The 13808-nt window shown below is 55.9% G+C and carries 17 protein-coding genes; 9 read left to right on the plus strand and 8 right to left on the minus strand.

Features of this window, described 5'->3' with window-relative positions:
• The first annotated feature begins 126 nt into the window (after positions 1-126).
• Genes M1158_03900 through M1158_03910 form a run of 3 tightly spaced genes read left to right on the plus strand, consistent with a single transcriptional unit; the run spans position 127 to position 3659 of the window.
• Positions 127-2556: a valine--tRNA ligase gene (locus M1158_03900; GenBank protein MCL5100230.1), complete on the plus strand. Its 2430-nt coding sequence runs from the start codon at positions 127-129 to the stop codon at positions 2554-2556.
• A gap of 46 nt (positions 2557-2602) precedes the next feature.
• Positions 2603-3073: a 30S ribosomal protein S15 gene (locus M1158_03905; GenBank protein ID MCL5100231.1), complete on the plus strand. Its 471-nt coding sequence runs from the start codon at positions 2603-2605 to the stop codon at positions 3071-3073.
• Positions 3074-3077: 4 nt separating this feature from the next.
• Positions 3078-3659 carry a hypothetical protein gene (locus M1158_03910; GenBank protein MCL5100232.1) on the plus strand — a complete coding sequence of 194 codons (582 nt, stop codon included), beginning with the start codon at positions 3078-3080 and terminating at the stop codon, positions 3657-3659.
• Between the two features lie 10 nt (positions 3660-3669).
• Here M1158_03910 and M1158_03915 read toward each other — a convergent pair whose 3' ends face one another.
• Both M1158_03915 and M1158_03920 read right to left on the minus strand, forming a co-directional pair.
• Positions 3670-4002 carry an EamA family transporter gene (locus M1158_03915; GenBank protein MCL5100233.1) on the minus strand — a complete coding sequence of 111 codons (333 nt, stop codon included), beginning with the start codon at positions 4000-4002 and terminating at the stop codon, positions 3670-3672.
• A 10-nt stretch (positions 4003-4012) separates the two neighbouring features.
• Positions 4013-4375, minus strand: a complete 363-nt coding sequence (locus M1158_03920) for a hypothetical protein (GenBank protein MCL5100234.1) — start codon at positions 4373-4375, stop codon at positions 4013-4015.
• Positions 4376-4393: 18 nt separating this feature from the next.
• Between M1158_03920 and M1158_03925 the strand changes: the two genes are divergently transcribed.
• Together M1158_03925 and topA are read left to right on the plus strand one after the other, a co-directional pair.
• Positions 4394-4636, plus strand: coding sequence for a hypothetical protein (locus M1158_03925; GenBank protein MCL5100235.1), 243 nt, complete (start codon positions 4394-4396; stop codon positions 4634-4636).
• Positions 4637-4678: 42 nt separating this feature from the next.
• Positions 4679-6844 carry a DNA topoisomerase I gene (gene topA, locus M1158_03930; GenBank protein ID MCL5100236.1) on the plus strand — a complete coding sequence of 722 codons (2166 nt, stop codon included), beginning with the start codon at positions 4679-4681 and terminating at the stop codon, positions 6842-6844.
• Positions 6845-6853: 9 nt separating this feature from the next.
• Here topA and M1158_03935 read toward each other — a convergent pair whose 3' ends face one another.
• On the minus strand, positions 6854-7483 hold the full coding sequence (locus tag M1158_03935) for a superoxide dismutase (GenBank protein ID MCL5100237.1): 630 nt from the start codon (positions 7481-7483) through the stop codon (positions 6854-6856).
• A 110-nt stretch (positions 7484-7593) separates the two neighbouring features.
• Here M1158_03935 and M1158_03940 point away from each other — a divergent pair, with 110 nt between their 5' ends.
• A complete protein-coding gene (locus tag M1158_03940) occupies positions 7594-8154 on the plus strand; it encodes a methyltransferase domain-containing protein (protein ID MCL5100238.1) in 561 nt (186 codons plus the stop codon).
• 163 nt (positions 8155-8317) lie between these two features.
• Here M1158_03940 and M1158_03945 read toward each other — a convergent pair whose 3' ends face one another.
• Entirely contained in the window at positions 8318-8665 is a 348-nt protein-coding gene (locus M1158_03945) for a hypothetical protein (protein ID MCL5100239.1), read from the minus strand.
• Positions 8666-8758: 93 nt separating this feature from the next.
• Here M1158_03945 and M1158_03950 point away from each other — a divergent pair, with 93 nt between their 5' ends.
• Positions 8759-9043, plus strand: a complete 285-nt coding sequence (locus tag M1158_03950) for a 50S ribosomal protein L21e (protein MCL5100240.1) — start codon at positions 8759-8761, stop codon at positions 9041-9043.
• 3 nt (positions 9044-9046) lie between these two features.
• Here the strand turns inward: M1158_03950 and M1158_03955 are convergent, their stop codons facing one another.
• A complete protein-coding gene (locus M1158_03955) occupies positions 9047-9613 on the minus strand; it encodes a DUF655 domain-containing protein (GenBank protein ID MCL5100241.1) in 567 nt (188 codons plus the stop codon).
• A gap of 31 nt (positions 9614-9644) precedes the next feature.
• A complete protein-coding gene (locus tag M1158_03960; GenBank protein MCL5100242.1) occupies positions 9645-9980 on the minus strand; it encodes a hypothetical protein in 336 nt (111 codons plus the stop codon).
• A gap of 104 nt (positions 9981-10084) precedes the next feature.
• Here M1158_03960 and M1158_03965 point away from each other — a divergent pair, with 104 nt between their 5' ends.
• Together M1158_03965 and M1158_03970 are read left to right on the plus strand one after the other, a co-directional pair.
• Positions 10085-11011, plus strand: coding sequence for a MoxR family ATPase (locus M1158_03965; protein MCL5100243.1), 927 nt, complete (start codon positions 10085-10087; stop codon positions 11009-11011).
• 24 nt (positions 11012-11035) lie between these two features.
• Entirely contained in the window at positions 11036-11524 is a 489-nt protein-coding gene (locus M1158_03970) for a hypothetical protein (protein MCL5100244.1), read from the plus strand.
• 25 nt (positions 11525-11549) lie between these two features.
• Here the strand turns inward: M1158_03970 and M1158_03975 are convergent, their stop codons facing one another.
• Both M1158_03975 and M1158_03980 read right to left on the minus strand, forming a co-directional pair.
• Positions 11550-13487, minus strand: a complete 1938-nt coding sequence (locus M1158_03975; GenBank protein MCL5100245.1) for a V-type ATP synthase subunit I — start codon at positions 13485-13487, stop codon at positions 11550-11552.
• Positions 13488-13805, minus strand: coding sequence for a hypothetical protein (locus M1158_03980; protein ID MCL5100246.1), 318 nt, complete (start codon positions 13803-13805; stop codon positions 13488-13490). It abuts the gene before it with no gap.
• Between the last annotated feature and the right edge of the window lie 3 nt (positions 13806-13808).

The raw sequence follows: 13808 nt of genomic DNA on the forward strand, positions 1-13808 counted from the left end.
CGCATAGGCTTAGCCAGGCCGGCTGTTACGTAAGCGTTTTTATTTCTGTGCGCTTACATCATATTCGATACCTAGTGGGAACAATGCAAGGTTGCTGATCTTTAGTTAGGAGAGGATGTCACGCTGATGTACGACCCAAGCGCGGAATACAAGTGGAACGATTACTGGCATGAGCGCATGCTGTTCCGCTTCGATTCTAAAGGCGAGGAAAGGCCTCTATTCGTGATTGATACGCCGCCTCCGTTCCCCACCGGCGAGCTGCACATGGGCCAGGCCTATTGGGTCATATACATAGACTCGATAGCGCGCTACAAGCGCATGAAGGGCTTCAACGTTCTCTATCCCCTTGGCTGGGACACGCAGGGCTATCCGATAGAGATGGCAGTTGAGAAGCAGTACGGGAAGGGCCTAGGGCGCGAGGATTTTTACAAGCGGTGCGTCGAGGTTGCAAACGCGAACATGGCGAAGATGAGAGCGCAGATGCTGCTTTTCGGCGCCTCTTTCGACGAAAGCCACGAATACGTGACGATGTCAGAGGATTACAGGCGCAAGGTGCAGCTCTCGATCATAGAGATGTACAACAAGGGCATGGTCTACAGGGCCGAGCATGCTGTTGAATGGTGCCCCTACTGCGGCGCATCGATATCAAGGGAGGAGGCCGAAGACAGGGAAGAAAGCACCACCCTCAATTACGTGGCCTTCAGGCTCAAGGATACCGGCAACGAGTTCGTCATAGCGACTACGCGCCCCGAGCTCATGCATGCGTGCGTCGCCATAGCAGTAAACCCGAATGACGAGCGCTATGCGCAGCTCATCGGCAAGTTCGTCGAAGTGCCAATCTTCGACAAGAGCGTGAAGATAATAGCCGACGAATCGGTGGAGAGCGACTTCGGCACTGGCGCCGAGATGGTCTGCACGTTCGGCGACAAGCAGGACATAGCGCTCTACTACAAGCACAATCTCAAGCTCGTCGACTCGCTCACCAAGGACGGGAGGCTGAAGAATGCCGGCAAGTACGATGGCCTGAGCATAGACGAGGCGAAGGCGGCCATAACCGCGCGCCTGTCTGAGATGGGCCTCATAAAGAAGCAGGAGCGGATGAAGCACACCGTGAAGGTGCACGACAAGTGCGGGCACAAGGCCGAGTTCATATCCGCCATGCAGTGGTTCATAAAGATAAAGGAGCATGCGGAGCGCATAAAGGAGCAAGCGCGCCAGATGAACTGGGTGCCTGAATCTGCGGTGCAGCGCCTCTACGATTGGAGCAACTTCATAGAGTGGGACTGGAACGTCTCGCGCAACAGGATATTCGGCACCCCGATACCATTCTGGATTTGCAGCGACTGCGGCCACATAATAGCGCCTGACAAAGCAAGCCTGCCGGTCAACCCGGCGCTCGAGAAGGCCCCGGCCAAGGCATGCCCCAAGTGCGGCTCAAGCAAGCTGGTCGGCGAGACCGACACGCTCGACTGCTGGGTCGATTCGTCCATAACTCCAATGGTTATAGCGGGCTGGCCTGACGACATGAAGCTGTTCTCGCGCGCATACCCGGCCTCGCTGCGCATACAGGGCAGCGACATAATACGCACGTGGGCGTTCTACACCACATTCAGGACCTGGGCGCTCACCGCCAACAAGCCGTTCGAGAGCATAATAGCGCACGGGATGATACTCGGCCCAGACGGCCGCGAGATGCACAAGAGCTGGGGCAACGGCGTATCGCCAGACGAGCTCGTGAAGAAGTATTCGATAGACTCGGTCAGGCTCTGGGCTGCGATAAGCGGCAGCGCTGGCAAGGACAAGCCGTTCTCAGTTGAAGACATCGAGCATGCGAAGGCCTTCATAGTGAAGCTCTACAATTCTGCACTTTTCGTCAAGGGCGCGTTTGCTGATACAAAGCTACCGCATGAGGAGCCGCACAAGCATTTCAATGTCTTCGACCTGTGGATACTCAACAGGCTCAACCAGGCAGTGAAAGAAGCAGACTCTGCATATGAGAGATATGACCTCTATGGCGCTGTGAGCGCGCTTACCAACTTCTACTGGCACGAGTTCTGCGACTATTACATAGAGAACGTGAAGCACAGGATATACGCCACGGCAAAGGCGGAGAGCAGGCAGGCCGCGCTGTTCACCCTCATGCACGTCCTGAACGAATCGCTCAGGGCTCTCGCGCCCGTAATACCGCATGTCGCAGAAGAGGTCAACTCGCTCTTCAGCGGCGAAAGCATATTCATATCAATGTTCCCGGCGCATACGGAAAGAAAGGAGAATGCAGATTACGTAATCAATGGCCTCGTGTTCAAGAGCGCCGTAGTAGACGTTGATTACGAGAATGCGGGCGCAATGCTGAATAACGTCATAAGCGACGTCAGGAAGGCGAAGGCAAGCCACAAGCTCGCCCTCAACAAACCGATAACGCTAATAAATATAAATGTTCCTGACGCATACTATAATACGGTCCTCGCAGCCAGGGAAGAATTGCGTGAAATATGCAAGGCGGGCGAGGTAAAGGTTGAGAGAGGCAAGGAGTATTCTGTGTTTGTGCAGATATAGCGCGACATGCGCCTTTTCGCCTCCTAATGGCTAGGAAGATGTTCGAATGGCAAAAATGCATACCAAGAGCAAAGGCAAGTCGAAGTCCAGGAAGCCCATAGTCGAGAAGGGAGTGATACCAGAGGGCTTCCCGCTCACGAAGGAGCAGGTTGAGAAGCTCATAGCCGACTATTCGAAGCAGGGGATTAAGCCAGCAATGATAGGCGAGCTGCTCAAGAAGGAGCACGGCGTCCTCAATGTAGAGCAGATCACAGGCAAGCGCCTCATGCAGGTGCTGAAGGAGCACAAGCTTGCGGGCGACATACCCCCAGACATGATGGACCTCATGGCCAAGGCCGTAAACCTGCGCCACCATCTCGGCAGGAACAAGAAGGATATGAGCAACTCGCTCAGGCTCAAGCGCATAGAGTCGAAGATATGGCGCCTTACGCGATATTACATTCAGTCAGGGGCGCTGCCCGGCACGTGGCGTTACGATCCGCAGCAGGCCGAGCTTCTGATAAAGGGAAGGGCGTGATTGATTGGCTGTACAAAAGGCTGACAAGTGGAAGCTGAAGAGATGGTTCACTGTGTATGCGCCAAAGCTCTTCAACGAGGCGCAGGTATGCGAGATGCCCGCCAACGAGGACAGCACAGTAATAGGCAGGAACGTGCGCGTCGGCCTGAATACGCTCACAAAGAATCCAGCGCACGCCTACACTAACGTCACGCTCAGGGTCACAGGCGTTAACGGCGAGGCGGCGCAGACGCAGCTCGTCATGATAGAGCAGCTCCACAGCTACATACGCTCACTCGTGAGGCGCTACAGGAGCATAGCGTCATCGGTCAGCAACGTCACAACGAAGGACAACATCGGCATGGTGGCGAAGATGCTGGTTGTGACGCAAGGGCGCGTGGCCCACACGAAGGTAAAGGGCATAAGGGAAGAAACCGGCAGGTTCGTAACCGACTATTTCTCTTCCAACGACGCAGATTCTGTCGTCAACTCCATCATAGAGGGCAAGCTGCAGGGAGAGCTCGCCGCGAAGCTGCGCCACATAGCCCCGATAAACAAGGTCGAGGTCAGGAAGCTCGAGATAGGGCAGGCGCAAGGCAAGAAGTAAGGCGCCGTTCCTAGCTCGCCCCTACAAGCAGCACGCCGAACGTTATTATCAGCACGCCAACCCACCTAAGAATGGGTATGTTCTCGCGCAGCACAAAAAATGCGAGCAGAACGGTGAATATGTAGCTCAGGCCGCCGATGCCGTACGTCCAGCTCAGGTGCGCCCTGCTCAGCACGTAGAAATACGCCACAGTCGACGCCACATAAGACAGGAACCCTATGACGAAGATTGCGGGCGCGAACGGCGCGAGCGAGGCCTTGAAGAAGAGCTGGCCCACAGCGGCCAGGCCCGTGGATAGCAGCAGCATGAGTATGTTCCTTGCCTTCCCGCTAACTGCCGGCATTCCAAACACCTCATATTGTAAGCGCAATGACGACTATGCCCACGAAAATCACGCCAATGCCTGCAAGTCTCGTCTTCGACAAGCGCTCCTTCAGCATCGCATTCGAGAGCAGGGCTATGAAGATGAACGTGCTGGCGAAGAGCGGGTATACGACAGACAGCGGCGCATGGTCGAGCGCGAAAAGGTATATCACAAGGCTCAGTATGTAGCCCGCGAGCCCTGCGAGTATCTTCTTGTTCGTGAGCATTAGGCGCACTACGCCAAGTACGCTGTAGCCCTTGCTGCCCATGTTCCTCTTGAACAGGATCTGCGAGAATGACGCTATGAGCGCAGCAACAAGTGTTATAAATATGACCAAATATATGCTAATCAATCGATCACGGTAAGCCAAATGGCCAGATTCACGGGCATAGCCCTATCGCTTGCGACGATAGCGCTGGTTATAATTGCTATAGCGGTATTTATAGCCTTTGGCGGCACGCTGCTTTTCTATGCGCTTGTCATCGCGGCCATAGTAATAGGCATGCTTAACACGTGGTTCATATCGAGGGAGCAATCCCAGCCAAGACCCGCGCCTGTGCAGGCGACCGCCGCCAGGTCGGCTGGCGCCCGGCAGAGAAAGCGCAAAAGGTAACGGGCGTACTGCAAGCGCATCGCGCCTCTCGCAGATGATCGTATGGGCACGCTCATAATAGCCGAGAAACCAAGCGTCGCGCTCAGGATAGCCATAGCGCTAGGCAACGGCGCGCAGCGCAGGATACAGAAGGGCCGCGTCGGTTATTTCGAGATCGACGGCAAGGAGCGCACGTACGTGGCAGCGGCCGTAGGCCATCTGTTCACCGTAAGGCAGAAGGGCACGGGGCACGGCTACCCGATAATGGACGTGGAGTGGGCGCCCTCATACCTTGTCAGCAAGAGCTCTTACTTCACCAAGGAATACCTTGACACCCTTAAGGAGGTCGCAAAGGAATGCAGCGCGTTCGTCAACGCCTGCGACTACGACACCGAGGGCACGGTCATAGGCACCAACATAATAAAGGAGCTGAGCGCGCTTCCCACAGACAGATTGGCAGGCGTGGCGAAGCGCATGAAGTTCTCCACCACCACGACTCGCGACCTGCTGGCCGCGTACAGCGAGCTTTCGCCGCTCGACATGGACAACTTCTATGCAGGCGAGGCGCGCCACATACTCGACTGGATATGGGGGATAAACCTGAGCAGGGCGCTCACATCTGCGCTGAGCGGTTCTGTGCACATGCCGCTTAGCATCGGGCGCGTGCAGGGCCCGTCGCTGGCACTGCTGGCGAAGCGCGAGCTCGAGATTGCGGCATTTGTGCCGAAGCCGTTCTGGAAAGTAATAGCTGCTGTGAACGGCGTAGATTTCACGGACACGAAGGGCGAGATGTTCGACAAGAGCGTTGCCGAGAAGGCCTACGAGGCAGCGAATGCGCACAAGGACAGCGGCATGGTTATGTCGGTGGAGGAGCACGAGGACTACAGGCGCGCCTTCCCTCCGTTCGACCTTACCTCGCTTCAGATAGAGGCCAGCAGGTCGCTGCACCTCGACCCTTCAGTCACGCTGTCGCTGGCCCAGTCGCTGTACGAACGCTCGTACATCTCATATCCGAGGACGTCCTCGCAGAAGCTCCCAGGCTCGCTCGGCCTGCCGCGCATCCTGGAAGACCTGTCGAAGAACCCTACGTATTCCGAGCTGGCTTCCAGGCTCGTCAGTGCGAAGCGCTTCAGGCCGGTCGAAGGGGCGAAGGTCGACGAGGCGCATCCGGCCATATTCCCCACGGGAGTTGTACCGAAGGCGCTCTCCGCCCAGGAGGCTAAGCTCTATGACTTGATTGTAAGGCGCTTCATGGCGTGCTTCGCGGAAGAGGCCCTGATAGCGACATCAAAGGTCGCAATAGATTTCGGCGTGGAAACGTTCAGCGCGTCAGGCGCCAGGATAAAGAAGAAGGGCTGGATGGAGTACTATACGTTCGCAAGGGTGAACGAGAAGGAGCTGCCCGCGTTCGTGCCAAATTCTGTCGTGCATGCGAGCAGCATGGAGCAGCGCCAGCTCGAGACGCAGCCGCCGAGGCGCTACTCGAAGGCGAGCATAATATCCGAGCTCGAGAAGCACGGCCTTGGCACTAAGGCGACGCGCGCAGGCATAGTCGACACGCTGTTCAGGCGCAACTACGTGGAAGGCTCGCAGATAAAGGTGACAGAGTTCGGGATGACGGTCTACAATGCGCTCGAGAAGAACTGCGAGATGATAGTCAGGGAAGAGACCACGCGCAGGCTCGAGGACGACATGGAGTCGATAGCGCAGGGGAAGAAAAGCGAGGGCGAGGTCATAGAGGAAGGCAAGGCGATGCTCCTCGAGGCCATAAAGACCTTCGACACTAACAAGGCGCAGATAGCCGAGGCGATGAAGACGAGCCTGATGAGCGCGAGCGTCATTGGCAAATGCCCGAAATGCGGCGGCGACCTGGTGATAAGGCGCTCCAAGATAGGCAAGCAGTTCGTGTCGTGCTCCAACTATCCGAAGTGCACCGTATCGTACCCGCTTCCGCAGAACGCCAAGATAGTGCCCACGGGCGAGGTGTGCCCGCACTGCCACACGCCGATAGTGAAGGTGATAAGGCGCGGCCGGCCGCCGTTCGAAATCGATCTCGATCCTACATGCGTCTCGAAGAAGGAGTTCATGGCGAAGCTTGCGGAGAAGAAGGCCCAGGCAGCTGCAAAGAAAGACGAGACCTCTCCGCCAAGGAAAAAGCGCAAACCAGCTGCAAAGAAGGCTGCCCGGCCCGCCAAGAAACCTGCCAAAGGCGTTGCAGCTGCTGCCTGATACTGCAGCTCACCTGTCCAGGTATTTCCCAAGCTTCTTCTCTACGTCGTCCCAGTTGACTATGTTCCACCAGTTGCCCACGTAATCCGCCCGCTTGTTCTTGTACTGCAGGTAATATGCGTGCTCGAACTCGTCCATGATGAGCAGCACGGGCATCTCTGCAAGATGGTTCATGAAATGGTTCTCTATGGTCATTATCTGCAGGTTGCCGTTCTCACCGTCGTAGTTCATCACCGCCCATCCGCTCCCCGGATTCGAGTTTGCTGCTTCCGTGAAGAGCTTCTTGAACTTATCGAATGAGCCGTACTGCCTGTTTATCATGTCCGCTATCTTCCCTCCAGGAGCGCCTCCTCCCTTGCCGCTCGGCGCCATGTTGCCCCAGTAAAGGGTGTGCAGCTTGTTGCCGCTGATGTTGAACGTCAGGTTCCTAAGAACTCCGTGCAGGTCGTAGCTTGTCACGTCGCCCTTGACTATGCCGTTGAGCCTGTCTATGAGTGCGTTCGAGGTATTGACGTAGCCCTTGTGGTGGCCATTGTAGTGCACGTCCACTATGTCCTTGCTTATGTAGGGCTCCAGCCCGTCGACCTTGTACGGCAGGGGTTGCAGCTCGTATTTCTTCAATCCGGTTATATCATCCATGCGATCACACGGGTAATTGGGCGTTTTCTTTTTAATTATTCGGCCTGTAAACTTGGAAGCCCGGTATAATACTGCATAAATAACTTGTCTCGTCATTGTAGAACGATTCTATGCTAGTACCGCCCAGCTACAGGCACCTGAAAAGGGGCCCGCAAGTCGTGCTCCCGAAGGACATCGGGCTCATAATCGCATATGCCGGAATAGGCAAGAACAGCGTATGCGTCGATGCCGGCACGGGCAGCGGCTGGCTCGCTGTCTCGCTGGCGAGGGTATGCAGGCGCGTTGTCAGCTATGACGTGCGCGACGACTTTCTGAAGATAGCTGGTAAAAACAGGGAACTGGAAGGCCTTGACAATCTAGAACTCGTCAACCGCGACGCCACCAAAGGCATAAGCGAAAGGGACGTAGACCTGATAACGCTCGACATGGCGGATTCGTACAAGGTGCTGAGGCACGCCTACAAGGCGCTCAAGGTCGATGGCTTCGTGGTCGGATACCTGCCCCACATGGAGCAGGTGAAGAAGTTCGTAAGCACGCTTGAAAAGCAGAAGTTCAGGAACATATTCACAATAGAGGCCATAGTGCGCGACATGCTTGTCAGGGAGGAAGGCATGCGCCCATCAACGAAGGGCGTATGGCACACCGCCTATCTGACGTTCGCCCAGAAGTGAGCTGCCGCTCACGCGCAAAACAATGAGGCGTATGTTTCCATACGCCCCGGGTGGATGAGAATAGGGTTGTTGCAGAATTAGCGCAATCCCTGCATAGCAGGCAGCTAGAATTAGCATAGAAGGGTATAAAAAGCTTACTCTTTTTGGCCCAAATTTCCGGAATTCACTTAGCTACGGGCAATTGCCTAGGCTTCGAGGAGCGCGCATAGCGCTTTATCAGGTCGACAGCCTGGCTTATCGCGCGTTTCACATCTGCAGTAGTTCGCGCCCCGGTGCATATGATCTTGCCGTTCTTGAAGAGCAATAGCGCGCTCTTCGGCTCGTGCACCTTGAATATCGCGCCGGGGAACTGCTCCGGCTCGTAGTCGACGTCATACGAGAGCTTCGCCAGGCCGTAAAGGTCAAGCTCCGTGTTCAGGTCGGCGCTTGCCACTATGTTCTCGACCCTGTAAGTGGGTTTTAGCACCACATGCGCGCGATTCACGTGCGCTATACTAGCTGCCCTCGCCATTTCAGCACCATGCCCCTTTCGTCAAAAAGATATTCGTCAAGAAGGCATAAATAGGTTGTGCATCAAATTACGATGCTAGTTTGGTGAGTCGCGATGACAAAGAGATCCGCAGGCCTCTTCTCGGGCCGCACAAGGCACCTGGCAAGGCACCACATGCCCTCGAAACAGGGCGTGCGCAACGTCATAAAGGACTTCAACGTGGGCGACAGCGTTGCGATAGTGCCAAAGGGCAACTTCCGCGACATACCGCACCCGCGCTACAGGGGCAAAGTGGGCAGGGTAGTAGAGAAGCGCGGCGCCGCTTATGTGGTAGAGCTCAACGTCATGAATGCGAAGCGCCAGCTTGTGGTCGCGGCAGCGCATCTCGAGAAGGCGTGAGCCCTATCTGGCCCTTCTTACATAGGGCTTTGTGAACATGTAAAACCGTTCGCTGCCCATAAGCTCCATTATTATCCTCTCAGCTATGAGCTTTGCCGGATCCTGCAGCAGCGAAACCCTGGCCGTTATGTCCGCGAAGTTCTCGAACTTCCTCTCCTCCCTTGCCTTGAGTATCGCCTGGAGGTGCTTCTTCCCTATGCCGGGCAGCAATTCCAGCGAGTGCTCCCTTATGTTAAGCGGCCCGGCGTTGTTGAACACGTCGACGAACCTCTTCTCGTTCGCCTTGATTATCTGCAGCACTATCCTATCGATGTCGCCCTTAGCCGTCTGGGTCAGCTCGTCGTAGCTTATCCTGTACTTTATGATCTCTATCTTGTTGCGCTCGTCCCTGCCTATGTAGACTCGCTCACCTATGCTCATTTGCGTCCCGGCCTTGGGCGTGGCCTCAAGCAACGTGAACCACTCCTCGCCGATCAGCTGCGCTACCGGCTCGGAGCGCATCGAGAAGGACTTGCCGCTCGCAAGAAAGTCAAGCACAACCGCATACTCCTCTCGTCTCTCGCCCTCCATCCCAAACACCCTACAGAATGCATCAGAACACTTAAGCCTTCTCGTTTATTATACCAAGCAATTTCTTAAGGTCCTCGTCGCTCGGCATGTTCTTTTCCTTGGTCAGCGTCTGCTTGAGCAGCAGCAGGCTCTTCGGCCATACGCTGAGCACGTTATCAAGCGATGCGTCGCTCACCAGGCCCGTAGCCTTTATCGCCGCCTTAACTTTTTCGTACTGTTTCTTCGGCACCTTGAACTTCTCGGAGTGCTCGTAGGCTATCTGCTGCTCGTACGTCATCGGCTTGGCGCTCTTCTTGCGCTCCTTGAGGATTTCGTACACCTCATCTATCGACACAGTACCCTTTTCCTCAACGCTTTTGCCTATCACTTGCACCCCCCTTCAACTTTATTAATCTATACCTTTCAATATAAACTTGGACCTTCAGGCTCATATGCGTAAAATACATCTATAAAGCTTTTGTGGGTATTGCGATGGATGCGAAAGCAGCGTTTGAAAAGATACTTGCCGAAGTAAAGAAGCGCATAGCAGGCAACGATGAGATAATACGGCTCATGTTCATTGCAATGGTCGCCAACGGCCACGTGCTCCTGGAAGGCGTTCCAGGCGTGGCAAAGACCACGATGGCCAAGACGCTGGCAGAGACCGTGCAGGCAACGTTCGGGCGCATACAGGGCACCCCAGACCTCGAGTTCAAGGACATAGTGGGCTATTCCTATTTCGACGAAACGACAAAGACCGTCCAGCTCAAGAAGGGCCCCATATTCTCCAACATCCTGCTGATAGACGAGCTCAACAGGGCCCCACCGAAGACGACCACAGCGCTGCTTGAGGCACTGGAGGAGCACCAGGTCACGATTGCAGACTCTACGCTCCAGCTGGCCAGGCCGTTCATAGCAATGGCCACGCAGAACCCGCTCAACATAGAGGGCACCACCCAGCTGCCGAAAGTGCTCGCCGACAGGTTCCTTATGCGCATAGCCGTGGATTACGCCACGATTGAGGCGGAGCAGGAGATGCTGCACCTGAAGGAGAGCGAGGCAGACACGCCCGTCGAACGCGTCATTTCGACAAATGATGTCTTGGAGCTGCAGAAGCAGGCCAAGGCGGTGAAGGTCCCCGATTCAGTAATCGATTACATAACGACCGTTGTAAATGCGACGAGGAAGGACATCCACGTAGTAATGGGCGCCAGTCCCAGGGCCGAGATAAGCTTCATGATGTGCGCCAAGGCGAAGGCCCTCATCGAGGGCAGGGCCGAGGTGAATGCCGACGACATAAAGTATCTCTCCAGGCCGGTGCTCAGCCACAGGATAGTCGTGCGCTCCACAGGCGGCGTCGGCGTTAACGGCATCATAGACGGCATAGTGGCTACGCTCCAGGCGTCGGGCCGGGCATAGCAAGCGCGTATAGAGGATGACGATATGGCGAAAGCGCAAAGCGCAATGGAATACCTTATGACCTACGGCTGGGCCATACTGATAGTGTCGACAGCGATCGCCGCGCTCTATGCGCTCGGCCTGTTCAGCCCCTCTACATTTACGCACACGACGTGCGTCTTTCCGGCAGGGTTCTACTGCCTGAACAGCCAGATGGATACCGCAGGCAACCTCACGATAAACATAGAGCAGGATACGTCAGCGCCGATAAACATAACCGCGATAGGCTGCGGCTCGTCCGACAGCATAGGTCACATGATAAGCTTTGCATCCAACCAGATAGTGCTGCAGATAGGCTCTAACGTATCCATAAGCGGCAACACCACCGAATCCCTGAAGTGCTGGAGCAACAGCACCGTTTTCACTAGCAGCATAGGCTCGCTGTTCAACGGCTATGTGATACTCAACTATACCGATACGCAGACCGGCTTCCCGCACACCGTTTCTGCACTGCTTTCGCAGAAGGTCACGTGACTGCTTCTCTGACTTTGGTTATACGTCAGGATTCCTCCGCCCTCAGTTCGAAGCTGCTGAGCGTTCGCCTGCGCCTGCTTGCGAAGGGCCTGAACTCCCTGCCGTTGCCCGTGAAGAACTTCGAGAAGAATTCCACGTAGATGAGCCTTGCGCCTTGTATGCCGGGCTCGAACAGCGCTATGACTATGTTGAAGAGCTGCCCTACCACCAGTATGAGCGTGCCAACGAGGCCCAGCCATATGGAGTGGTACCAGCCGCGCATGAACACATAGTCTATGACCTGCGCAAGTATGACCGATGCGAGCAGTATGCCCACAAGCCTGGTGTATGAGAGTATGTGGCTTATCAGCGACGGCAACTCCATCAGCGCCTGGAAGCCCTCGCCATAGAGCACAGTTACTACGCCGCCCGTCAGCAGGAAGTACGATAGCAGAGCGAACGGATTGCCAAGGCCGAGCGGCTGCTTGTGCAGCACAGCAAGGCCTATTATGATTATGCCCCAAGCCGCAGCCAGCCAACCTAGTTTGGCCAGCGCGTGCCTGCGCTCGCCGTCAAAGAGCCTGTTGAGGAAGCCGAGCATGAACCCTAAGGACACCATGAAGACGCCTATCCAGCCTGATATGACGAGCAGCGTCGACAGGTGCACCTCAACGTTGAACGGCGTCGCGTATGGCAGCTGGAAGCCGAAGTACTCGTTGAACAGCACGCCGAGCACTATCGCTATGAGCGCTCCTGGTATTATAGAGCGCGCTATGACGTTCAGCCCGTTGTTGCTCACTATCGTATGCACGAAGTTCGCGAGCGCCCTAGGTATTCTGCTCTTCTTCGGGGGGTGCGCTATCCTGTGTATGAGCCAGATGGAGCCCAGCAGCATGACTATGCCGTAGCCGACATCACCTATCATGAAGCCGAAGAATATCGGGAATACGAGCGCGAACATCAGCGTCGGGTCGAACTCGTCGCTCCTGGGCAATGAATAGAACCTTATGAAGAACTCGAAGAGCTTCGCGCTGGCAGGGTTCTCGAGCTTTGTGGGCGGCAGCACATCGGTCTTGACGCTGTCTATGACGTAAGAATTGTTTGTGGCCCTCTTGAGCTCGGCCCTGAGCAGGTCGAGCCTGTTGCCCGGCGCCCAGCCGTCGATTGCCACGACGGACTTGCCCACGCCCAGCCTCGTCGTTATCTCCTGCTTCTCTACCTCTATGTCGAGCTGCTCCCTTATCGCGCTTACTATTGGGTAGTACTCGTTCGATATGTGCCTAAGCTCGTCCTCGAGGGCGCGCGTCCTGCGCCTTGTCTCGCCTATCTCGGAGTTGAGCCGCACAAGCTCATCGCGCGCCGTCCCTGAAAGCTTCGGCACGGCCTCAACGTAAAGCTTCAGCCCCTCTGTCACCGAGCCGAAGGCGCCCTCGTCGGCCTTGTCTATCGAGACAAGCGTGGAGCGCCTGCCCCTGACTATGACCGCGCCGCCCAGTTTCTTTTCTGCCGCAGCATTGAACTCCTTAATCCCCGGGCCGCTCACGACGAACGATATGACTCCCGAAACGCTCAGGATCCCTACGTCGCTCCTGAATTGCTCCGGAAGGTTATTCAGCACCGCCACGCTCTCTTCCAGCTCGCTCCGCCTCGCAGCCAGTTCGTCGAGCTCCTTCCTTATGTCAGCGACCCTGCCGTCTATGAATATCGAATCCGCCTTGCCCGTGAGCTCGTCTATGCTCGCAAACGCGTATCTCTTGCCCGAATCGCTCGGATAGAGCAGGCTCTCAAGGCCCCTGAACCTCTGCGCATAGTCGCCAAGCTTCGCGTAGGCCGTGCTTTCGCCATGGCCCATCAGCGCCGACACGTTCTCGGGCACGTACTCTATCTGCATCACGCCCATGTCGTGCAGTGCTGTAAGCACCTTTGCAGAGTACTCCTTGGAGAAGACTATCCTGAGCCTCTGCATCTTTGCTGGCTTGAGCATTCATACACCGAATTCCTTTCCCACTACATTTGCGAACAGTTCAATCGCATCGCTCTCGCTTACGTCAGTCAGCTTGCCCGTTTTATCCTTCCACTCCTCCATGGTCTTGGCCGCGTTCTTTGCAGCAGAGTCGCCCGTTGCCTTCATCGACGCGCTGTATTCCTCCTTGGTCTTGGCCTCAGCGTTCTTCAGGCTTTCATCCGCGCGGCGCTTCGCCTTGTCTATGAGTGCGCCCGCATCATTCTTCGCCTTGTCGAGCTCCTCCTGCGCCTCCGCTTCCCTCTTCTTGATCCTTTCAAGCGTCTCTATGTCGCTCATCGC

Source organism: Candidatus Marsarchaeota archaeon (assembly GCA_023473665.1).
Classification (GTDB): domain Archaea; phylum Micrarchaeota; class Micrarchaeia; order Micrarchaeales; family Micrarchaeaceae; genus JAMCYM01.

Coding starts and splice junctions, on each gene's coding strand:
- M1158_03975 (MCL5100245.1), bottom strand. CDS start 13,487: ATGCTCAAGCCAGCAAAGATGCAGAGGCTCAGGATAGTCTTCTCCAAG.
- M1158_03980 (MCL5100246.1), bottom strand. CDS start 13,805: ATGAGCGACATAGAGACGCTTGAAAGGATCAAGAAGAGGGAAGCGGAG.
- M1158_03915 (MCL5100233.1), bottom strand. CDS start 4,002: ATGCCGGCAGTTAGCGGGAAGGCAAGGAACATACTCATGCTGCTGCTA.
- M1158_03965 (MCL5100243.1), top strand. CDS start 10,085: ATGGATGCGAAAGCAGCGTTTGAAAAGATACTTGCCGAAGTAAAGAAG.
- M1158_03970 (MCL5100244.1), top strand. CDS start 11,036: ATGGCGAAAGCGCAAAGCGCAATGGAATACCTTATGACCTACGGCTGG.
- M1158_03955 (MCL5100241.1), bottom strand. CDS start 9,613: ATGGAGGGCGAGAGACGAGAGGAGTATGCGGTTGTGCTTGACTTTCTT.
- M1158_03905 (MCL5100231.1), top strand. CDS start 2,603: ATGGCAAAAATGCATACCAAGAGCAAAGGCAAGTCGAAGTCCAGGAAG.
- M1158_03925 (MCL5100235.1), top strand. CDS start 4,394: ATGGCCAGATTCACGGGCATAGCCCTATCGCTTGCGACGATAGCGCTG.
- M1158_03900 (MCL5100230.1), top strand. CDS start 127: ATGTACGACCCAAGCGCGGAATACAAGTGGAACGATTACTGGCATGAG.
- M1158_03940 (MCL5100238.1), top strand. CDS start 7,594: ATGCTAGTACCGCCCAGCTACAGGCACCTGAAAAGGGGCCCGCAAGTC.
- M1158_03945 (MCL5100239.1), bottom strand. CDS start 8,665: ATGGCGAGGGCAGCTAGTATAGCGCACGTGAATCGCGCGCATGTGGTG.
- M1158_03935 (MCL5100237.1), bottom strand. CDS start 7,483: ATGGATGATATAACCGGATTGAAGAAATACGAGCTGCAACCCCTGCCG.
- M1158_03950 (MCL5100240.1), top strand. CDS start 8,759: ATGACAAAGAGATCCGCAGGCCTCTTCTCGGGCCGCACAAGGCACCTG.
- topA (MCL5100236.1), top strand. CDS start 4,679: ATGGGCACGCTCATAATAGCCGAGAAACCAAGCGTCGCGCTCAGGATA.